The sequence below is a fragment of the Bacillus sp. 22475 genome, assembly GCF_052044835.1.
In the GTDB taxonomy this organism is placed as follows: Bacteria; Bacillota; Bacilli; order Bacillales; family Bacillaceae_G; genus Bacillus_A; species Bacillus_A cereus.
The window spans coordinates 368,534-387,587 of record NZ_JBQENW010000003.1; the positions used below are offsets into that span (position 1 = coordinate 368,534).

The following is a 19,054-nucleotide window of genomic DNA, read 5'->3' on the forward strand; positions in this document are numbered from 1 at the left end:
TCTATCATGAAGTACAAAACAAGTTTAACTAAACCTTTCATTCTTATTTTCATAAAAATACCCATATTAATCTTTTAAATAAGGAAGTATGTATCCTTTAACTAACTCCCATCTATCCCGTGCATTCGGCATAACTTCAGAAGTAATTACTACAACCAATTCCTTCTCTGGAATACAACAAATCATATTCCCACCATCACCCATTGCACAATACGAATAGACACCCTCTTCTTCTCGTAACCACCATAAATAACCATATTGATTTTGGTTCATTTCTGTCGATTCTTTTATCCATGATTTTGATAGTATTTGTTTTCCATTATGAATACCTTCATTCAAATAAATCTGTGCAAACTTCGCCATATCTCTAACCGTTAACGTTAGTCCCCAGCCGCCCGTCGAAATACCATTTGGATCGTGAACCCATCCTTTCACATCTTTTCCGAATAAGTCATCAAATCCAAATGCTTTCATATTATAGTTTGGAATTTCTCTCATGCCCAGTGGCTGAAATAAGTATTCATTCGCAAATTCACGCGCATTTTTTCCTGTTGCGTTCGTTATGATCGCTGATAGTATATGAGCTCCTGCAGATGAATATTTAAAAGATCCAATTTCTCCGCCGCTTCCTATCCTATTTAACGTATATTGTATCCAATCTTGTTGTGTACATAGTTCTTCTAACGGTTCCTGCCAGTCTACGAATGGATGTGGAGCTGTCATCGTTAGAAGATGGCTTACTGTTACTTCAGATGAATTAACGTTATATTCCGGGAAAAATTCTATTACTCTTTGATCAACGCTTTTTATATAGCCCTTATCTATACATATCCCAATTAGCGCAGAGATTATCGTTTTTGTGACTGACGCTATGTGAAATGCATCATCTGGACCGTAACCGTTATAATATTTTTCAAAAATAACATTACCTTTCTGCACTACTAACATACCATTCATATTTTCATATTCTTCTTTTATAATCTGATCTAACTTTTCAGCAGTTTTCATTATTCCTTCCCCTTTAACCAATAATTAAAAAGGTTCGATAGGTACATATATATCAACTAAATGTTTATGCTTTGGATGCTGCTTTGGATCATTTCTATATACTTCAAAAGGATACGAGTCTCTCGGTTTATATCCGCTATTTGGCAGCCATTCACCGTATAAGAAATCCCATGCTCCTTTATATTCATCTTGGAATATTTCAAAATGTCCTACTGCATATTTTCCAGAAGGTATTACCATTATTCCAACGTCGTTCGTTTCTACTGTGGATTCATCTGAAATTGTTACACATAGACTTGTTCTTAAATGATAGTCCTCAGTAAATTCATGATGATCGTGGTAAATGGTTAATACTTTCGTATCCTCAAATACATGATAGTTTTCCTCTGCTGCGTAATGAAATAATTTCTCTATCATGTTTGGAAAAGCTAGCGTTAACTCTTCATATGTACCGATATGTCTTATGTATGCGACGTTTATATCGTCCGCTGTTACAATTTCAACATTTCCTCGAACCTTCTTACATTCATTGTATTGAGGAATTCCCCTTACGTCTTTGCAATTCTTGCTATTGTCATTTCGATATTGAGACGGACTTACACCGTAATAATTTTTAAATGTTCGGGAGAAAACTGCTGAATCTGTGAAACCAAAATGGTAAGCGATATCCGTAATCGTCATATCCAATCGATATGTAAGAAGGTTTGTTGCCCTTTCTAACTTCAATCGATTTACATATCGTGATAACGGCTCGTCTACTATTCCTTTAAAAATTCTATGAAAATGAAACTTCGAAAATCCTGCTATATCCGCTAGCTTTTCAATGGATAGTGAACTGTCTATGTTTGATTCTATATAATCTTGAACCTTATGTATGCGTCTTAAATACTCATTTCTACTTTGTTTACTCTCCATATTTCTAGCTCCTCACAACAAAAAGGCTAACTTTGTGCTAGCCTACTTTTACACATTTTTCAAAAATAATACTCTACTACCGCCATTCCCATCATAATTTGTATGTACCGATACACCCTCTATCTCATCATCCCCAGCCTCAATTTGAAAGCCAATCTCCCTATGAAACTGTATTGATTTTTTATTTACTGGTGACGTGATTGCTTTTACAACTTTACGGTTATTTGCACGAGCGATATCAAAGAAATAAGAATACAATGTCGATGCAATTCCTCTTCTTCTATACTTCGGATTCACACCGATAAAATGAACGTATGCTTCATCTTTATATGTTTGTGAAAAAAAACCGCATAAGAAACCTAACGTTTCTCCCTCTTCTTCAATAATAAAACTCGTTTCTTGAAAGTGAATGAAGAACAATTTTGGCAACATGGCAGCCATGTCTCTCCCGCCCCACCAATCATTTAAAACAGAATGAATCTTTACATAATCTTCCCCTTGGATGTTTCTTACTCGCATATGTTTCTCCCTCTCACTCACTTCATTTTTTCATAAATTTTAATGACTGTTTCTACTAATAGGATGAATACCCATATCCCGCAAAATACGAGAACTGACTGAAATATAGAACCTAGCATAACAATACTTATTAAACCTAATTCTGATCCTGAAATGGACATTTCATCAAACCCCAGATTATGTATAAATGGACCAGTTGAAAAAGCCATTAAAATAGATCCTATTAAATAAATCACACTCATTATTTTTAATATTTTTATAGAAAGATACGAAGTTTGTTTTTCTTCCACTTGTGATAATTCGATTTCTCCACTCGCAATTCCTTTTTGCAAACAGTCCTCACATAGAAATTCTTCCTTAATTTTTTTACCACCGTGCAATGTACCTGTAATTTCTTTACAGCGCGAACACTTTCGATTTATCATTTTGTTATCACTCCAATCTCGTAAGATTATACTTATACAATTCTATTTTTACCTTATTATTCCTTTTGTGTATTTTATAGAGAGGTGACGTGTTTTATGATATCTAAACTTATTTTTGGTTATAAAAAGCCTACTGAGCAATATGTATTACGGCCTAGTTGTTATGCAATTATTTTTAACTCAACTTCTTCAAACATTGCTATTATCCAAAAAGGAGACCGTTATTTTTTACCTGGTGGCGGTATGGAAGGTACCGAAACAAAAGATGAATGCTTACATCGTGAACTACTAGAGGAATTAGGATGGGTAATTGAAATTAATCAATATATCGGTAATGCAATGCGATATTTTTATGCGGAAAAAGAAGATACTTATTATTTAAACGATGGGTTCTTTTATATTGCGAACATGGTGCAGACACAAACTGAAAACTGTGAGGAAGATCATGTTTTGCGGTGGATGTCTCCTTTACTTGCTGTAGAGCTTCTCATTCATGATCATCAAAAATGGGCTGTTGAACAAGCGCTTTTATTACAAAAACCAAAAGGATCTCCTTCTATATGAAAGAGATCCTTTTTATTGTTAACTTACTTTTTTCAAATTGAGAGCTGGCTTTTGAATTCCACCCTTTTTTACAACATATAAACCGATAAAGATTATAAGTCCGCCAACGAGTTGCATTATGTTGATTTTCTCTCCGATAGTTAATGCCGCGAAGATAACTGCGAACAATGGTACAAGATACATATAAACCATTACTTTCGTTGAGCCTATTTTACTAATACCGACATACCACATTGCAAGTCCGAAGATGGTCGCGAAGACGATTGAATATGCTAGAGACCCCCAGCTTGGCATGTCTGCTGGCCACGTTAATGTATTTACGTTGAATAAACAATATACAACGAGAGGTACAATTCCAATTAAAGTTGACCAAGATGTGACTCTCATTGCGGAATATTTTGTTATAAGAGGTTGCGCTAATATTGGATACCATCCCCACGCAATCGCTGCGACTAATCCAATTATGTTTCCGAGCCACGCATATTCGTAAGTAGTTCCTCCTGTATGTCCTGTTAATAAAACGAATGCTGCACCAATAAACGCTACTATTGAACCAATCTGTACTTTCATGGAAAAACGTTCTTGTTTGTGTAATACCGCTAATATCCCTGTAAATATAGGTGACATCGCAATTAATAATGAGGCGTTCGTTGCTGAAGTATATTTCACAGATAGCATAAACATCGTTTGATACATTGTCGTACCAACGATACCGACTGCTACTAATCGTAACCAATCTTTTCTTTCAATACGTAATGAGCGTTCCATTATAAAAGTAATAAGTAATAATACCGGTGATGCTACTAAAAATCGTAAACTATTAAATTGAATGGATGACATAAATGCCACGCCATACTTTCCTATTGTATAATTTGCTCCCCATACTAATGCAACTGATACTAGGAGCCATTCCATTTGCCATCGTTTCATCCGAATCTCCCCTTCCCTATTTAGCATAGTAAAATTGGCTGGATATAACACCGTCCAATTGGCTGTTTTTTTACCCAGCCAATTTGCTATACTGAATTTATATAAGAGATACGGAGGCGTTTTTTATGGAATGGAAGCTAGATAACGATAGTAAAATCCCTATTTATCAGCAAGTTGTTGACTTTATTGAAAAACGTATTACATATGGAGAACTTCCTCCAGGAAGCTTCCTCCCTTCAGAACGGAAATTAGCTACGCAGTTAAATGTAAACAGAAGTACAGTAACGACTGCTTATAATGAACTACGTGCTATGGGAATTGTAGAAAGTACGACTGGTAAAGGTACACGTGTGAGTACACATATGTGGGGCGTTTCTCCAACATTAACGCCGAACTGGAGAAATTTCGTAGAAGGTGGTACTTTTTTACCAAACTTACCACTACTTCGCCATATTCGGGCAGAAGTACAACAAAATGAAAATATTATTGATTTTGCAAACGGAGAGCTCGGTTGTAATCTTTATCCCCACGATCAACTACAAGCGATTTTACGTGAACAACCGTTAACGCATTCATTAAGTTACGATCATCCGCAAGGCTATCTCCCGCTAAGACAAGCGGTCGTAAAATATATGAAGGAATATTTAAAAGTTGAGGCAACTGAACAATCCATTATGATTACATCTGGCGCACAGCAAGCACTTCACCTTATCGTGCAATGTTTATTAAATCCAGGTGATGCTGTTGCTTTCGAAAGTCCTTCACACTGTTATTCCCTGCCTCTATTCCAATCAGCAGGTACTCGTATTTTCCCATTACCTGTTGATGAACACGGCATTAACCCAGATGATGTACAGGAGTTATATAGAAAGCACCGCATTAAAATGATTTTTTTAAATCCAAATTTCCAAAACCCTACGGGGACGATGCTTCATCCAAACCGTAGAAAAAAACTATTATCACTTTGTGCAGACTTACGAATTGCGATTGTGGAAGATGATCCGTCTAGTTTACTTACGCTAGAAAAGAAACAACCTTGCCCTACTTTGAAATCAATTGATGAAAATGGAACTGTCATTTATGTACATTCTTTATCAAAAATGATTGCACCAGGCTTACGAGTTGGTTGGCTCGTTGCCCCGCAGTCTGTAGTAGAAAGGTTATCCGACGCAAGGCACCAAATGGAATTAGGTATGAGCATTTTCCCACAGTGGCTTATGCAACAATTTTTTGAAACTGTACCATTTCAGTCGCATATCGTACCGTTACGAAAACAACTAGCAGAAAAAAGAGACGTTATCGTTCGTGCCCTAAACGAGCAACTTCATGATAAAATCTCTTTTTCAAACCCTACTGGTGGTATATACATTTGGGGGAAATTAAAAGAACCGATAAACGAAAAACAACTTATTATGCAAAGTTTAAAACAAGAAATTGCTTTTATGCCAGGTAGTATTTTCGGCGCAAAAGATGGTTATATACGTTTATCTTATGGAAAAGTGAATATTAATCAAATTGAGGAAGGTATTTCTCGTTTGCGGGAGGCTATTTTGGTTTGTGAAAAATAACGTGAGATAAAGCTTTCTCGTTTGACAAAAGAAAAATCTACCATTATTATCAACACGAACCTAGTTATAGGAGTGATAAAAATGAAAATTTACGTTGATGCAGATGCTTGTCCTGTAAAAGATGTAATTATTTTTGAAGCTACGAATGCAGAAATCCCTGTAACCCTCGTTACTAGCTTTTCTCATTATTCTAATGCGGAACAACCAAAAGGTGTGGAAACAATATATGTTGATTCCGGAGCAGATGCTGCTGATTACCGAATTATGCAGTTAGCAAAAAAAGAAGATTTAATCGTAACACAAGATTACGGTCTTGCTTCGCTCGCTTTAGCAAAAGGCTGTATCGTACTACACCATAAAGGCTATAAGTATACGAATGATAACATTGAACAATTGTTACAAACACGATATTTAAGTGCAATGGTTCGAAAAAGTGGTAAGCGTACAAAAGGACCGAAACCATTTACAGCAGAAGATAAAGAGAAATTTAGAGCGCTCTTTAAAAGTATGATCGCACTTTAAAAATGAATCGTCTATTTGCTAGGAAAACTTCGCAAAACAAAGAAGAGAATATCGTAATGAACATTCTCTTCTTGAGGTTTACCCGTTTAAAATGAAGGTAAATTATCTAAGTTATTTTCTTTTATTCCATCCGGTTCACTACGTATAATATCTCTGCCATACTTATGAAATACGTCCACATGAGCTAACTTCCCTGATTTCGCTTCATTAAGAGCAGTCATATAATCTAACTCTCTCCCGCTACTTGTTTTAAAAGCAATCAAATCACCTTCATCATTTTTACGAACAGCAACAATTTGTTCTGCTCCTGAAGTAACTTCCTGAGCTATTTCAAATTGAGCTTGCTCTTCCCCTTGATGTAAATAATCATTATATACTTTTTCAAAGTCTTTTTTGTCCATTAAACTCACCTCCAAAACATTTTATTAGTATGGTTGGGAGGTGTTGGTTTTATGTACTTTTCTGTTAGAAAAACGAATTTTTAATACCTACGAAACCCTTTCAAAGTCTCCAATACATCATCTGTAAAGGCTGTATTACCCTCTGTCTCTAAAACTCTAAAATATAAACTTCTTAAGAAAGCTCTAATATTTTGTACTAAAATAGCATGCTGCGGATGTCGGATGTCCTCAACAGTTGCTATACTATGTAGCCAATTGCTCCACTCTTCTTCAGTTAAAAGCTTTTGGTTATGTAACGACATAATTGGCTTTACTAATCTCTCATCCTCAAAGTGTACATATACGTAATCACTCAATCGAACCTTCTGACGAACAGCCGCAAGAATCGCATATGAAAACTCACGATTTTGAATTGTACGTGCTAACGCATCGAGCGCATCTGCTGCATGTGCAGTAGAGTGTGCCCAGCCTTTTCCTTCTACGTAGCCCCTTACATCTTCTTCTAAATATACATATTCCAACACTTGTTCTGCCACACTGTACAATTGTTCTTCCGATAACAACGGTTCTCTTTCATGAACAGATAAAATAAGTGGTGGAATTAATACGGAGAATGCACGTTTAAATACAGAGTCTGTTCCCTTTTCACCAATTTTATAAAATAAATAATCAGGACTAATTGCTTGTAACATTAATCCTCTTAACTCTTTTTGTCTAAATACATCATTTGTAATCCATGTGTGAAGCGTACTATAAATTAAATCATCACGTAATTCAGCATCAGGTGATCCGATATAATCTAGCATCCATTGCGCATATGGATATGCATCTACGTCTTCTGGTACAGCATAATTGTTATTTTTAATTTGTAGTAGTTCTTCTTTTAGTTCGAGTACTTCATTCATTATATTTCTTGTCCCCTTTTTGCGTTTTTTATTGTCTTATCCCCTTTTATTTGCTTCATAAAATTAATTTAATTATAACAATAAACAAAAGGCTATACATATATTTCTGATTATGTATTACGCTCTTTCATGAAATATAACTTCTGGATTTCCTAAATCACTATTCTTAAATATAACATTCGCACACTCTTTTGGATTATGCTCATCTATATACAACTTACAGGCCGCATGATATCTGTTCAAAAACATCTTCTCTGCTTCTTCATAACTTCCAAAAGCTTCAGTTTCCCGCTTCGCACCACGTTTTCTCGCAATCTCAAAATTTGTATCTACAAAGATTTTGTAATCAAATAAATACGCAACGTCTTTTTTCAATAGAAACGTTCCATCTACTATTAATATCATATTTTGCGTGGCCAATAGCGGCTCATTATGTACAGACATATCCGTTATTAAATTATGAGAAATCGTTTCATACTGTAAAGTCCCGTTAGGTCCTAAAGGCATTAATAATCTTTCTTTGAAAGCTGTATAATCGTGTGCATCTTCATAATACCCTCTTGCAGATTCTTTTCCTTTTGCATAGCGAATCACTCTTGGATTATGAAAATCATCAATGCTTGCGCGTGTTACTGGTAATCCTCGTTTTTTTATTTCTTCCGCTAATTCGTTTGCAAATGTTGTTTTTCCTGATGCTGTAATACCACTTACTCCAACTTTTGTTGGATAGGTTAAGTTTAGCTTTACAATATGATCTGCAATTTCTTTGATTCGTTGTTTTCGGTTCATGATATCTCCCTTTATAATTAGTTTGCATAATATAATTATAAGTAACAATCCATGTCACTATTTGACGGTAAATTGATATCCTTTGTCGAATCGTTGATATATTTTAAGTTATGATAGATATATTTGAAAAATTGTTGATATATTATTAGCTTACTTCCCCTTAAACCCCCGATATAAGGCCGTCCGTAACTCTTGCTTATACTCTTCAATTTCTGGCATTTCGAGTTCTTCTGCTAATCTGATAGCTAACTCAATATCATACGGTACTCGTACAAGTTGAATAGAAAAGCTCGCCGCTTCTTTTTCATTATATATTCCTTCAAATATTAAATAGGAAGCTTGCGTTATTTCAAGTGGGTTTCCTACGCTACCGGCGTTACATAACGTTTTCCCTCTGAAATTTTGAACGAACGCTTGGTGAACATCACCGTAACAAACGACATCTGGTTTTCTTTCCCCTTCTATATTTTCCGTCAAATCACTATTTTCGAACATACTAATACGTTCTTCTCTTAAAGCGTGTGGTTGAATTCTTTCATATAAACTTCTCGGTGAGGCGTGGAACATACGAATGAGTTTGCCACTCATAAAAAATTCGATTGAAAATGGTAAACTTCTTAAATAGTCGTTTTGTTCTTCTGATAATTGTTTTTGATGCCATTTTAATGCTTCAAATTCAGTCGGCTTTGTAATAAAATCATCCCAGTTTCCCATTACGACTACTTCACATTCTTTACGAATGATTTCAATTGCTTCACTGGAATGAGGTCCTTTTCCTACTAAATCTCCAAGACAAATAATGCGCTCGATTCCTCTTAATTTAATATCATTTAACACGGATTCTAATGCTTGAATATTACCGTGAATATCTGAAATTACTGCTATTTTATCCATATAAATTACTCCTTTATTTATTAAATTCACTTGATTGATACCATTTTGGAATATAAGATGAAAAATGATTATGATCTTCTAAAATTCCATTTAACCTTTCCTTCATATCATCTAATAAATATGGTGTGCTTCGGTTTGTCCATACGATATCAGCCGGGAATATCATTGCTGCATATAATGAGTACAGTTTCCAAAAATGTAGATCAGGTTCTCCTCCGCAATAACCGTGAACTTGTCCAACCGCAAATGGTTTGCTTATATTCGTTGTAAATAGTGCTACTTTATAAAAATCATGAATAGGATCACCAATATCGAATCTAGCAAAATCAATGACAGCCCGAAACTCATTTTGGTCAATCATTATATTAGCCGGATGAAAATCGTCATGTAAAAATACGATGGGACGATTTTTTAATAAATCTTTATGATTTCCTACAAAATCTATCACTGTATTTAAACGAAAAAAGTCTACTTCATATTCTTTCAACGCTTCTAAGTATCTCTCATATTTACTCCATATAGACATTTCCCATGAATTACTTTTATCTTCTTTTTCAACTAAATGAATCTTTTTTAGTACTTCTCCAGCCTTTTTTCCAGCCCTATACTGCTCTTCTGTAGACAACGTTCTTAATATATCTTCACCATCTAATCCATCAATCCATTCAAAAACTTGTACACATTTATTGAATTTAGTAAGACTAATAAAATGAATTAATTTTGGCATAGGAATATGTAAAGAATCTAGCTGCTGCATATATTCATATTCTTCCTGCTTCCGTTCAAAATATGATGAATCGCATACTTTAATAAAATACGAGGCCCCACTCTCTAATTCAATTTTATATTTCTCATCGAATGAAAAGCCTTTTGAAATAACAGTCGCTTTTAACATGCGAGGCCATTCTAGTATTCTCTCTATCTCTCTAAGCATTTCTTCCACAACGTTCACCTCTATTAATATATGTACAAACTCCCTAACACTTCATGCTCTCGTTTATTTCCACCTTTAAACTCTACTGCAAATGGATATTCGCCATTCTTATTCAAATGTTCTAGTACTAGCCCTTCTCCAATCGGTTCACAAAACTGCACATGAATATTTCCAAACACTACACTTTGACTCTCAGCATTCCATTTTTCATTTTTCACAACTGAGCTTGTAGATAGTCCCATTACTTTTTTCCATTTCCGTACTGTTTCTCGAACGTTTTTTACTGCGTAATGAATCGTTTCAATTTGTTGCACTTTGTTTTTATGTTCAGTGATCGTCCCACTGTTACGTAAATCGTTTCTTCTTTCTTCGTCCGTTTCATTCCACTGTATAAAGAAAGGTAATTTCGGTCCGTTCTCTTCTTGCTTAACAAATAACATTTTCCATTCTAAAAGCCGGCCATCTTTTCTCATGCGTTTCCCTTCAAATGGCCCTATCGTATGTAAGCCGTACTTATTAAAGTTAACTGCTAGCTCCTCAATTGCATCTGTTCGGATCGCGATTTGTAGCATTCCTTCTCCATTTTGTAGTTTCACCACTGTTTCTTGTACTAATGGATTTTCTGCTTCTTTCGCTTTTTCTTCATGCTGAACTGCTAAAAATTCTATATATGATAAATCAAAATAACTTAAACTATTCCAAGTACCCCAAGTAGTATGCTCTCCGCCTAGTGCGGTATGAAATCCAAGCTTCTGCATTTGTTTTGCCGCTTCCTCCGGTGTAGATTGCACTGCGTGAACGAGATGATCAAATGCTAACATATTCTTTCTCCCCTTTCTCTCCATCCTTTTATTGTATATTTTATTTTTCTTTCATTCAATTCAAAAACTTTAAAACCTAGTTGATTTATACGATTAATATGTATTATAATGAAACAAATTTAATTATTGCTGATTGGAAAAACCAAAGGCACTTTTCTCATACGGGAAAAGTGTCTTTTTCATTTATTATTACAGGGGGATTATTTATGCAGAAATTAATTGTCTTTGCTATTATTGGATTTTTCGCTCAATTGATCGATGGAGCACTCGGAATGGCGTATGGGGTAACGTCTACTTCACTATTATTAATGTTTGGTATTGCACCGGCTGTAGCTTCCGCATCGGTTCATTTAGCTGAAGTCGTTACAACTGCAGCTTCTGGCGCATCTCATATCAAATTTGGAAACGTTGATAAATATACAGTTTCCAGGCTTACATTACCTGGGGCAATCGGCGCATTTGTTGGGGCATGTTTTTTAAGTAACTTGCCTGGAGATGTAATCAAACCGTACATTTCCGTATTTTTATTTACTTTAGGGGTTTATATTTTATTACGATTCATCATTCAAAAACAAATTGTCACTTCAAATAAGCGTATGTCTGCAAAACAACTTGTACCGCTTGGTTTATTCGCTGGGTTCGTTGATTCAACTGGTGGCGGTGGTTGGGGGCCGATTACGACCCCCGTTCTTCTAGCAAGAGGAAATGAAGCTAGAAAAGTTATTGGATCTGTAGATACGAGTGAATTTCCTGTTTCACTTGCTGCAACAATTGGCTTCTTCATCTCACTTGGCTGGGAACAAGTAAGCTGGGTTTGGGTATTTTCTCTCATGCTCGGTGGTATCGTAGCGGCACCAATCGCGGCATGGCTAGTTCGCATCGTTCCTTCTCATTTACTTGGCGTATTAGTTGGTGGTCTTATTATCTTTACAAACATTCGTACACTGCTTACTACATTTAAAGTGGATCCAACTATTATTTCACTTTCTTACGTTGCAGTTGGTCTTGTCGTTATTATTTCTATTTTCATTGCTGTTCGTAATCATTCCAATCGTCCTAATACGTCAACGGCTGAGTATCCGAATGATCAGAAGCAAATGCTACCATAACTATAAGAAATACCGCCCAATTTAGAGCGGTATTTTTTATTTTTCTATTTTCCAATTAATCATCGTTTCTGTAGCATTTACTCTCTTCATATGTAACTTTTCTAAAACACGCATCGAACTATAATTATCTAGAAGTGTCTCTGCAATTATTGTTTCTACCTCACCTGTTTTGAAAGCCCAATCGATTAGTTCTTTTACAGCTTCTGTTGCATAGCCCTGATTCCAATATTTCTCAATGAATCCATAGCCAATTTCTACTGTTTGATCCTCGTTTGGTTTCCCTTTAAACCCAATATCACCTAAAATGCTATCATCTTCTTTTCGAAGAACATACCACGCCCCCCATGGTAATAAAGTTGCATCTTGTTTTACATTCTTTACATGCCCTACAATATGCGGGCCGCTATTGTATCCTTGCTCGTTAGCGACTTGAATCCTCTCTTCTGTACACGGCACTATATAGAGCCTTTCTGTTTCTAATTTCATTTTGATTTCCCCTTTTTGCTTAAACGTTACTCTAATTATAACAAATAATATGGCTTTATTATGAATGTCGAATTATATTTTTCTGAATTTTCTTTTAATTTAGAGGGTTTTTCAATATTTTTTGCGAAACATTTGTATAACAATTTTTTCTTTGCTTATTGCTACATAATAGTAGGTTCGGGTGGAGTTTTGCAAGCGTTTCCTATACAATAACCGATATTTTTTGACTTTTCCTAACAAAATATCTTGCAATATATTCAGAAAGTCATTACAATTGCCATATATTAAAAATCTTAGCAATATATAAATCCTCATCAATCCGATGAGGTAGAGGTTGCGACTTTTAATAGTAAAACGGACGAGACACAGAGAATGTCAGCTGACTCCGTTTGAAAGGAAAAGTTGCCGAAGTTTATATTTCTTCTCTGGAAATATGAGCTGGGGCTGTCTCCGAAAGGAACAGAACTGTCACGTTTACAAAATTACCGTGTAAACGTGGGGTGCTATCTTAACGGAAGGGTATGATGGGGTGGTTATTTGTGAAACGTTCCGCCAAATTCCTTTGGCGGTTTTTTGTATTTTTCTCCCCCGCTCCTTCCTAACCTACAAGAAAAGGAGTGTTGAACATGAATAGCGCAACAAATCAATCTACCTCTAAAACGCAAACTACACAAGGACAAGGTGAATTAAAACGCGGATTAAAATCTCGTCACCTTACGATGATTTCTCTCGGTGGTACAATTGGTACCGGACTATTTCTTGCCAGCGGTGGTGTCATCCATACAGCTGGACCTGGTGGCGCATTAATTGCATACGCCGCAATTGGAATTATGGTTTATTTTTTAATGACAAGCTTAGCTGAACTTGCAGCTTACATGCCTGTTACTGGATCTTTTAGCACGTATGCAACAAAATTTGTTGATCCATCACTTGGCTTTGCACTTGGATGGAACTATTGGTATAACTGGGCAATTACGATTGCTGCTGAACTTGCAGCCGTAACATTAATTATGAAATTTTGGTTCCCAGATACCCCTTCTCTTATTTGGAGCGGATTATGTTTAGCTATTATTTTCCTTTTAAACTATTTATCTGTTAAAGGGTTTGGTGAATCTGAATATTGGTTCGCACTTATTAAAGTAGTTACGATTATTATCTTTTTAATTGTTGGTTTCATGATGATTTTTGGAATTATGGGCGGTGAAACGGTTGGATTTAAAAACTTCACTGTTGCAGATGCACCATTTAACGGCGGTATCATGGCAATTATCGGTGTGTTTATGGCAGCTGGTTTCTCATTCCAAGGTACTGAACTATTAGGAGTAGCTGCTGGTGAAACGTCTGATCCAGAACGTAATATCCCAAAAGCAATTCGTTCAATCTTTTGGCGTATTCTTTTATTCTATATCCTTGCGATTCTCGTTATCGGTTTATTAATTCCTTATACAACTGAAAGCCTTGCTGCAAGTGATGTTACAGTAAGTCCGTTTACACTTATTTTTGAAAAAGCGGGCGTTGCCTTTGCTGCTTCTGTTATGAACGCTGTTATTTTAACTGCTGTACTATCTGCTGGTAACTCTGGTATGTATGCATCAACTCGTATGCTTTGGGATTTAGCACGCCAAGGAAAAGCACCAAAGTTTCTTGGTAAATTAGATAGCCGCGGTGTACCTGTTAACGCGTTAATCGTAACGTCAATTGTTGGTAGTATTGCTTTCATTGCTTCTTTATTCGGTGATGGTGTTGTATACATTTGGTTATTAAACGCATCCGGAATGTCTGGTTTTATCGCATGGGTTGGAATTGCAATTAGTCATTACCGTTTCCGTAAAGCATATATCGCACAAGGAAAAGATTTAAATGACTTACCATATAGAGCAAAATGGTTCCCATTCGGTCCAATCTTCGCATTTACACTTTGTATCATCGTAATTTTAGGACAAAACTACGGCGCATTTATGGGTGAAGCAATTGATTGGAACGGTGTACTCGTTTCTTACATCGGTTTACCACTCTTCTTAGTACTATGGTTAGGTTATAAATTTACGAAAAAAACAAAAGTGATTCCACTTGATAAATGTGAACTAAAATAAAGTGAAACGAGCAAACAAATTTGTTTGCTCGTTTTTTGTTGCAAACCTCTTTACTTCCCTATTGCTCCTGTTTTTGCAATAATAAAGGAAATATAAATAAAGGTTGGGATATAATGAACATTCGCATTACTGATGAAGCGAAAGCAGCTATACATAGATTAGAACGTGAAGATAAAAAAATCGTTCGCATTAGAGGAACAATGACGAACTCTTGTAGTATTTTCGTTGATGTCGATTTAATTTGGGATACATATAACGCAGATGATGTTGTATATGAAGATGCAGAGCTTATCGTACAAATGGATTCATTCACGAAAGACTACACTGGTGATACGGTGAAACTTGATTATAAGACGACAGGTTTTAGTGTTACGACTCCGAGTGAGACTTTGGTTTATGGATTGTCGATTAAAAAATAAAAATTGTTTTCATTTGACCACCGAGGTGAAAAAATGGGTAAATATGTTCCGTTAAAATTTTTATTTAATGAAGAATTAGCAGAAAAAATAGCTGATTCTATTTGTAAACACGATCCTTGTTTCTCTAAAAGCATCTTTGTAGATTCTGTAGCTTGTAAAGTTGAAAATTTAGAGTTAAAACAGCGTATTGAAGTAATTGCAGATGAATTACACAATGCTTTACAAAAAGATTTTAATGCCGCAATACATATATTACTGAAAACATTAGGACCAGAAAATACAACAGAAGTAGGCACATTTACAAATGGATATATGTACATGCCTGTTGCAAAATACGTTGAAAAATATGGGCTTAACGATTTTAAAATCTCGTTTAATGCAATGTATGAAATAACGAAAAGGAATACTGCTGAATATGCCATTCGGCCCTTTCTTGAAACATACCATGAAGATACACTAAACATATTACAACAGTGGATTCATGACGAAAACAGCCACATTAGGAGATTAGTTTCTGAAGGTACAAGACCAAGGCTTCCTTGGGCTAAAAAAATAGGAGCTCTAAAAGGTGATTTTAAGTACAATTTACAACTTCTTGAACCATTAATGAATGACCCTTCTAAATATGTTCAAAAATCTGTAGCCAATCATATTAACGATATTACGAAAGAAGATAAAGAACTCGTTTTTCAGTGGTTACAGCAATTACGTGATAAACAGCATCCTATTAACTCTTGGATTATAAAGCATGGGTTACGAACGGTGATTAAAAATGGTACTTTACCAAAAGATTTTTGTTTTTGAGTATATTAAATAAAAACGCTATCTTTTCCTATGATTCTAGAAAAAGAATAGCGTTTTTTTACTCGTCCAGCATTTAGTAGGTATAACTTTTTATATTTCAAAAGACTTTTCTCTCTAAAAATATTTTTCATACAAATTTTCACATTCTAAAAAATCTATAAATTTCTTATAATGTGTCACTGTTCTTTCTAAAGCAATCATTAAAACAAAAATAAAATAATTTGCTTGGATTCCATTCATATAATTAAAGAGTGATTCAAATATATATACAATACTTGCAATCATAGAACAAAACCATAAATAAAACTTCATTTTCAGCTTTTTAATTTTTTGCTTAGTTGTCTTACAATACTGGCCATGAACTCTTATAAACAAATAAATTGCTGTATGTAAAATAATAATTGAAAATTGAAAACTTCGATTGTCCTCCGAACTAAATTCAGAAAAATCTATTTCTAATGAATGTAATACTATCCAAATAGAAAATAAAGATAGCAGAAATACATATAAAAAACCAATTAATAATTCAAAAATAAAGAGCCAAGGTTTATTTATGATTGAGTAAAATGGATTTAGATATTTTATGGTTAATAAAAATTTTCTCACTAAATCAGTAATAATAATTGATGTATTAGTTATATTCATATAGAAAAGTAATGTTATTGGAACTAATAACATTATAGTGATGCCCCAAACAGTAATCTTAATGCCTGATAAAAAGAAAACAGCTCCATAAATTATAACTGAAAAAATAAAAGTTGATACTGGAACAAACATTAAAAATGTAAAAGTTCTTATTATGATTAAATCCCCTAAAAAATCTTTTATTATGGAAACGTGTATTTTTTCCTCCTTGTATTTTTTCACAGTATCAACTATTTCTTTCTCAGATAAAAGAAAACACTTCAATCTATTAAACATAAAAAAACCCCTTTATATTAAAAAGATTAAAATATATACCAAACTGTTATTAAAATTTCATAAAAATAATTGTAAATTTTGTATAAGCATTTTTTTCACTTTCAACTGTAATTAAGGCGTGATGTGCCTCTATAATAGCTTTGACAAGTGCCAATCCAATTCCGGTCGATCCGTGCTTTTTAGAACTACTTGATTTATAGAATCGTTCAAAAATATGAGGTAATTCTTCAGCTGAAATTCCCTCTCCAAAGTCTTGGATTACTAGTTCTGTATAGATTGGAGAATTTTTGGCCTGAATCATTATTTTACCACCGGGTTTAGAATGTTCGATTGCATTCTTCAACAGGTTTAACAAAGCTTCCTGCATCCATAATTTGTCGTGAATAACGACTATTTCTCTTGGTGCATTCCAATCAATCAAAATATTTTTATCACTTATCATGCTTTGCAAGCGATTTAGTACTTCCTCAGTCGTATCTACTAAATTCCCTGGCTCTTTATCAAACGAAATCGCTTTTGCATCAATTTTTGCTACTTTTAACAAATTCTGAATTAAGACATTCATTCTAGAAATCTGAATATCATTATTTTGTAGTAATTGAGCTTGTTGCTCTCGGGATAGTTTCTCATTTAACAACATTTCATTATAGATAGAAATAGTTGAAAGCGGCGTTTTTAACTGATGAGATATATCCTGCAACATTTCTCCTAAAAACCGTTTCTCTTCAAGCAAATCATGCATATTTTTTCTAATGATATCCCTCATTGAACGAAATGAAATCGCCAGTTTCGCGAAATCCCCCTCTTTATTTTCATTGATGACAACCGAGTAATCTCCCTCGATTATCTTTTTTGCAGCTCTAGTAAGCTGGCTAATCTTATTGAAAATAATTTTTTGTTGCATGTAGTTTGCAACAAAAAGTAAAAATCCAAAAGCAATCAATCCCCACATCATAAATTGATTGTGATTAATAATTAGATTATTTAAGTGAGGAAAAAATTTTGAATCCAAGTCTTCATATAATCCATATTGCTTTAGGATCTCTGTCCCTTTTTCCTGATATTTACTTGAGTGAGACGAATGACTTGATAAGACTTTCATAATTTCCGCTTCATTTTCTGGATTCTGCTCTACCAACCTAGCTGTAATTTCCCCCCATGTTGCAATAGAGTCTCTTTTCAAATGATCATAAAATAATTGTTGAATAATAAATTGGTAAATCACAAATATAGATAAAAGGACGGCTAGTATCGTCATATAGCTTTTTAACTCGGTATTTTTCATTATCTTGCTCACCCAATCACGTCCTTGCTCCAACGATAACCATATCCTCTTTCGGTAACGATAAACTGTGGTTTTTGAGGATTGTCTTCAACTTTAGCTCTTAAACGCTTTATGTATACAGATAACGTGTTTTCATCAAAAAAAACATTTTCTCCTTCTGTTATTTGTTGTAGGAGTTCATCTCTTTTTAATGCTTTGTGAGAATTCTTCATGAAATTCAATAGCAGCTTGTATTCTAAATTCGTCAATGTAATACTTTCACAATTTTTATAAACCTTGACTAGGTTCGTATCGATTCTTATATTCTCAGATCTTAAAATTTGAGATGGCGTTTCTAGCGACGCTTGTTTACGCAATTGTACTTTCACTCTGGCCATGAGTTCCCTAACCCGAAAAGGTTTGGTTATATAATCATCACCGCCTATATCCAGCCCCATTACCACATTTGCTTCTTCATCTAGTGCAGTTAAGAAAATAATAATCGAATTCTCGTTTTTCTTTTTAAAATACAAACATAAGTCATAACCATTACCATCTGGTAGGCCGATATCAAGGATGGACAAATCAAATGTATTGTGAACAAACTGGTGTTTAGCTTCTTTTACACTGGACGCTCTAATCACCTCATAACCTTCATTTCTCAATGAAAATTCGATGGCTATGCCAAGAGCTTCATCATCTTCAACTAGTAATATTTTTTTATTCAAGTATGCCCTCTCCTTTTTTTCCCCTAGCTTATACT

The 19,054-nt window shown here is 34.6% G+C and carries 22 protein-coding genes and 1 riboswitch; of the genes, 7 read left to right on the plus strand and 15 right to left on the minus strand.

Translation table 11 applies throughout. From position 1 onward, the window contains the following. Window positions 1-66: 66 nt before the first annotated feature. Genes ACTJJY_RS08180 through ACTJJY_RS08195 form a run of 4 tightly spaced genes read right to left on the minus strand, consistent with a single transcriptional unit; the run spans window position 67 to window position 2,867 of the window. Window positions 67-1,008: a serine hydrolase domain-containing protein gene (locus tag ACTJJY_RS08180; protein WP_098976366.1), complete on the minus strand. Its 942-nt coding sequence runs from the start codon at window positions 1,006-1,008 to the stop codon at window positions 67-69. A 24-nt stretch (window positions 1,009-1,032) separates the two neighbouring features. Further along, the gene (locus ACTJJY_RS08185) at window positions 1,033-1,923 is read right to left on the minus strand and encodes an AraC family transcriptional regulator (protein WP_098976365.1); all 891 of its coding nucleotides are present in this window, start codon (window positions 1,921-1,923) and stop codon (window positions 1,033-1,035) included. Window positions 1,924-1,971: 48 nt separating this feature from the next. Beyond that, window positions 1,972-2,442 (minus strand): GNAT family N-acetyltransferase, encoded by a 471-nt coding sequence (locus tag ACTJJY_RS08190; protein WP_069355841.1) that lies wholly within the window; start codon window positions 2,440-2,442, stop codon window positions 1,972-1,974. Between the two features lie 17 nt (window positions 2,443-2,459). Next, the gene (locus ACTJJY_RS08195) at window positions 2,460-2,867 is read right to left on the minus strand and encodes a DUF3980 domain-containing protein (RefSeq protein ID WP_000610492.1); all 408 of its coding nucleotides are present in this window, start codon (window positions 2,865-2,867) and stop codon (window positions 2,460-2,462) included. 96 nt (window positions 2,868-2,963) lie between these two features. On the opposite strand from ACTJJY_RS08195, the gene ACTJJY_RS08200 reads away from it, so the two are divergent. Further along, window positions 2,964-3,431: an NUDIX hydrolase gene (locus ACTJJY_RS08200; RefSeq protein WP_000623967.1), complete on the plus strand. Its 468-nt coding sequence runs from the start codon at window positions 2,964-2,966 to the stop codon at window positions 3,429-3,431. A gap of 18 nt (window positions 3,432-3,449) precedes the next feature. Here the strand turns inward: ACTJJY_RS08200 and ACTJJY_RS08205 are convergent, their stop codons facing one another. After that, window positions 3,450-4,361 (minus strand): DMT family transporter, encoded by a 912-nt coding sequence (locus ACTJJY_RS08205; RefSeq protein WP_095690636.1) that lies wholly within the window; start codon window positions 4,359-4,361, stop codon window positions 3,450-3,452. A gap of 125 nt (window positions 4,362-4,486) precedes the next feature. On the opposite strand from ACTJJY_RS08205, the gene pdxR reads away from it, so the two are divergent. Together pdxR and ACTJJY_RS08215 are read left to right on the plus strand one after the other, a co-directional pair. Continuing rightward, window positions 4,487-5,929 carry a MocR-like pyridoxine biosynthesis transcription factor PdxR gene (pdxR, locus tag ACTJJY_RS08210; RefSeq protein WP_095690635.1) on the plus strand — a complete coding sequence of 481 codons (1,443 nt, stop codon included), beginning with the start codon at window positions 4,487-4,489 and terminating at the stop codon, window positions 5,927-5,929. Window positions 5,930-6,010: 81 nt separating this feature from the next. Next, window positions 6,011-6,451, plus strand: coding sequence for a YaiI/YqxD family protein (locus ACTJJY_RS08215; protein ID WP_000708761.1), 441 nt, complete (start codon window positions 6,011-6,013; stop codon window positions 6,449-6,451). Window positions 6,452-6,537: 86 nt separating this feature from the next. Here ACTJJY_RS08215 and ACTJJY_RS08220 read toward each other — a convergent pair whose 3' ends face one another. From ACTJJY_RS08220 to ACTJJY_RS08245, 6 genes are all read right to left on the minus strand, one after another. After that, window positions 6,538-6,852 carry a DUF3892 domain-containing protein gene (locus ACTJJY_RS08220; RefSeq protein WP_000358161.1) on the minus strand — a complete coding sequence of 105 codons (315 nt, stop codon included), beginning with the start codon at window positions 6,850-6,852 and terminating at the stop codon, window positions 6,538-6,540. An 80-nt stretch (window positions 6,853-6,932) separates the two neighbouring features. Then, the gene (locus ACTJJY_RS08225; protein ID WP_440605345.1) at window positions 6,933-7,757 is read right to left on the minus strand and encodes a DUF2785 domain-containing protein; all 825 of its coding nucleotides are present in this window, start codon (window positions 7,755-7,757) and stop codon (window positions 6,933-6,935) included. 117 nt (window positions 7,758-7,874) lie between these two features. Beyond that, window positions 7,875-8,546: a uridine kinase gene (locus ACTJJY_RS08230; RefSeq protein WP_095690634.1), complete on the minus strand. Its 672-nt coding sequence runs from the start codon at window positions 8,544-8,546 to the stop codon at window positions 7,875-7,877. 150 nt (window positions 8,547-8,696) lie between these two features. Further along, a complete protein-coding gene (locus ACTJJY_RS08235; RefSeq protein WP_089171344.1) occupies window positions 8,697-9,440 on the minus strand; it encodes a metallophosphoesterase family protein in 744 nt (247 codons plus the stop codon). 13 nt (window positions 9,441-9,453) lie between these two features. Further along, on the minus strand, window positions 9,454-10,383 hold the full coding sequence (locus tag ACTJJY_RS08240) for an aminoglycoside phosphotransferase family protein (protein WP_089171345.1): 930 nt from the start codon (window positions 10,381-10,383) through the stop codon (window positions 9,454-9,456). Between the two features lie 14 nt (window positions 10,384-10,397). Next, window positions 10,398-11,195, minus strand: a complete 798-nt coding sequence (locus ACTJJY_RS08245; RefSeq protein WP_089171346.1) for a VOC family protein — start codon at window positions 11,193-11,195, stop codon at window positions 10,398-10,400. A 98-nt stretch (window positions 11,196-11,293) separates the two neighbouring features. Between ACTJJY_RS08245 and ACTJJY_RS08250 the strand changes: the two genes are divergently transcribed. Further along, the gene (locus ACTJJY_RS08250; RefSeq protein WP_002024365.1) at window positions 11,294-12,304 is read left to right on the plus strand and encodes a sulfite exporter TauE/SafE family protein; all 1,011 of its coding nucleotides are present in this window, start codon (window positions 11,294-11,296) and stop codon (window positions 12,302-12,304) included. Window positions 12,305-12,340: 36 nt separating this feature from the next. Here ACTJJY_RS08250 and ACTJJY_RS08255 read toward each other — a convergent pair whose 3' ends face one another. After that, a complete protein-coding gene (locus ACTJJY_RS08255; RefSeq protein ID WP_095690633.1) occupies window positions 12,341-12,790 on the minus strand; it encodes a GNAT family N-acetyltransferase in 450 nt (149 codons plus the stop codon). Window positions 12,791-13,110: 320 nt separating this feature from the next. Then, a riboswitch (Lysine riboswitch) is annotated at window positions 13,111-13,304 on the plus strand. A gap of 112 nt (window positions 13,305-13,416) precedes the next feature. Here ACTJJY_RS08255 and ACTJJY_RS08260 point away from each other — a divergent pair. The 3 genes from ACTJJY_RS08260 to ACTJJY_RS08270 all read left to right on the plus strand — a co-directional run bounded on the left by ACTJJY_RS08260 (window position 13,417) and on the right by ACTJJY_RS08270 (window position 16,106). Beyond that, a complete protein-coding gene (locus tag ACTJJY_RS08260) occupies window positions 13,417-14,883 on the plus strand; it encodes an amino acid permease (RefSeq protein ID WP_001083396.1) in 1,467 nt (488 codons plus the stop codon). 113 nt (window positions 14,884-14,996) lie between these two features. Further along, window positions 14,997-15,302 carry an iron-sulfur cluster biosynthesis family protein gene (locus tag ACTJJY_RS08265; protein WP_141241025.1) on the plus strand — a complete coding sequence of 102 codons (306 nt, stop codon included), beginning with the start codon at window positions 14,997-14,999 and terminating at the stop codon, window positions 15,300-15,302. A 33-nt stretch (window positions 15,303-15,335) separates the two neighbouring features. Then, window positions 15,336-16,106, plus strand: coding sequence for a DNA alkylation repair protein (locus tag ACTJJY_RS08270; protein ID WP_089171348.1), 771 nt, complete (start codon window positions 15,336-15,338; stop codon window positions 16,104-16,106). Between the two features lie 114 nt (window positions 16,107-16,220). On the opposite strand, the gene ACTJJY_RS08275 is transcribed toward ACTJJY_RS08270, so the two are convergent. From ACTJJY_RS08275 to ACTJJY_RS08285, 3 genes are read right to left on the minus strand one after another with little or no spacing between them, the layout of a single operon-like run. Then, on the minus strand, window positions 16,221-17,027 hold the full coding sequence (locus ACTJJY_RS08275; RefSeq protein WP_440605346.1) for a hypothetical protein: 807 nt from the start codon (window positions 17,025-17,027) through the stop codon (window positions 16,221-16,223). A gap of 49 nt (window positions 17,028-17,076) precedes the next feature. After that, window positions 17,077-18,312 carry a HAMP domain-containing sensor histidine kinase gene (locus ACTJJY_RS08280; protein WP_000798888.1) on the minus strand — a complete coding sequence of 412 codons (1,236 nt, stop codon included), beginning with the start codon at window positions 18,310-18,312 and terminating at the stop codon, window positions 17,077-17,079. A gap of 8 nt (window positions 18,313-18,320) precedes the next feature. Continuing rightward, complete coding sequence (locus ACTJJY_RS08285) at window positions 18,321-19,019, minus strand: response regulator transcription factor (RefSeq protein ID WP_001035094.1); 699 nt, start codon at window positions 19,017-19,019, stop codon at window positions 18,321-18,323. Window positions 19,020-19,054: the final 35 nt, after the last annotated feature.

Bases quoted from the DNA above. Each gene is read 5' to 3' on its own strand.
- ACTJJY_RS08180 (WP_098976366.1), bottom strand. From the start codon at position 1,008: ATGAAAACTGCTGAAAAGTTAGATCAGATTATAAAAGAAGAATATGAA.
- ACTJJY_RS08185 (WP_098976365.1), bottom strand. From the start codon at position 1,923: ATGGAGAGTAAACAAAGTAGAAATGAGTATTTAAGACGCATACATAAG.
- ACTJJY_RS08190 (WP_069355841.1), bottom strand. From the start codon at position 2,442: ATGCGAGTAAGAAACATCCAAGGGGAAGATTATGTAAAGATTCATTCT.
- ACTJJY_RS08195 (WP_000610492.1), bottom strand. From the start codon at position 2,867: ATGATAAATCGAAAGTGTTCGCGCTGTAAAGAAATTACAGGTACATTG.
- ACTJJY_RS08200 (WP_000623967.1), top strand. From the start codon at position 2,964: ATGATATCTAAACTTATTTTTGGTTATAAAAAGCCTACTGAGCAATAT.
- ACTJJY_RS08205 (WP_095690636.1), bottom strand. From the start codon at position 4,361: ATGAAACGATGGCAAATGGAATGGCTCCTAGTATCAGTTGCATTAGTA.
- pdxR (WP_095690635.1), top strand. From the start codon at position 4,487: ATGGAATGGAAGCTAGATAACGATAGTAAAATCCCTATTTATCAGCAA.
- ACTJJY_RS08215 (WP_000708761.1), top strand. From the start codon at position 6,011: ATGAAAATTTACGTTGATGCAGATGCTTGTCCTGTAAAAGATGTAATT.
- ACTJJY_RS08220 (WP_000358161.1), bottom strand. From the start codon at position 6,852: ATGGACAAAAAAGACTTTGAAAAAGTATATAATGATTATTTACATCAA.
- ACTJJY_RS08225 (WP_440605345.1), bottom strand. From the start codon at position 7,757: ATGAATGAAGTACTCGAACTAAAAGAAGAACTACTACAAATTAAAAAT.
- ACTJJY_RS08230 (WP_095690634.1), bottom strand. From the start codon at position 8,546: ATGAACCGAAAACAACGAATCAAAGAAATTGCAGATCATATTGTAAAG.
- ACTJJY_RS08235 (WP_089171344.1), bottom strand. From the start codon at position 9,440: ATGGATAAAATAGCAGTAATTTCAGATATTCACGGTAATATTCAAGCA.
- ACTJJY_RS08245 (WP_089171346.1), bottom strand. From the start codon at position 11,195: ATGTTAGCATTTGATCATCTCGTTCACGCAGTGCAATCTACACCGGAG.
- ACTJJY_RS08250 (WP_002024365.1), top strand. From the start codon at position 11,294: ATGTATTATAATGAAACAAATTTAATTATTGCTGATTGGAAAAACCAA.
- ACTJJY_RS08255 (WP_095690633.1), bottom strand. From the start codon at position 12,790: ATGAAATTAGAAACAGAAAGGCTCTATATAGTGCCGTGTACAGAAGAG.
- ACTJJY_RS08260 (WP_001083396.1), top strand. From the start codon at position 13,417: ATGAATAGCGCAACAAATCAATCTACCTCTAAAACGCAAACTACACAA.
- ACTJJY_RS08265 (WP_141241025.1), top strand. From the start codon at position 14,997: ATGAACATTCGCATTACTGATGAAGCGAAAGCAGCTATACATAGATTA.
- ACTJJY_RS08270 (WP_089171348.1), top strand. From the start codon at position 15,336: ATGGGTAAATATGTTCCGTTAAAATTTTTATTTAATGAAGAATTAGCA.
- ACTJJY_RS08275 (WP_440605346.1), bottom strand. From the start codon at position 17,027: ATGTTTAATAGATTGAAGTGTTTTCTTTTATCTGAGAAAGAAATAGTT.
- ACTJJY_RS08280 (WP_000798888.1), bottom strand. From the start codon at position 18,312: ATGAAAAATACCGAGTTAAAAAGCTATATGACGATACTAGCCGTCCTT.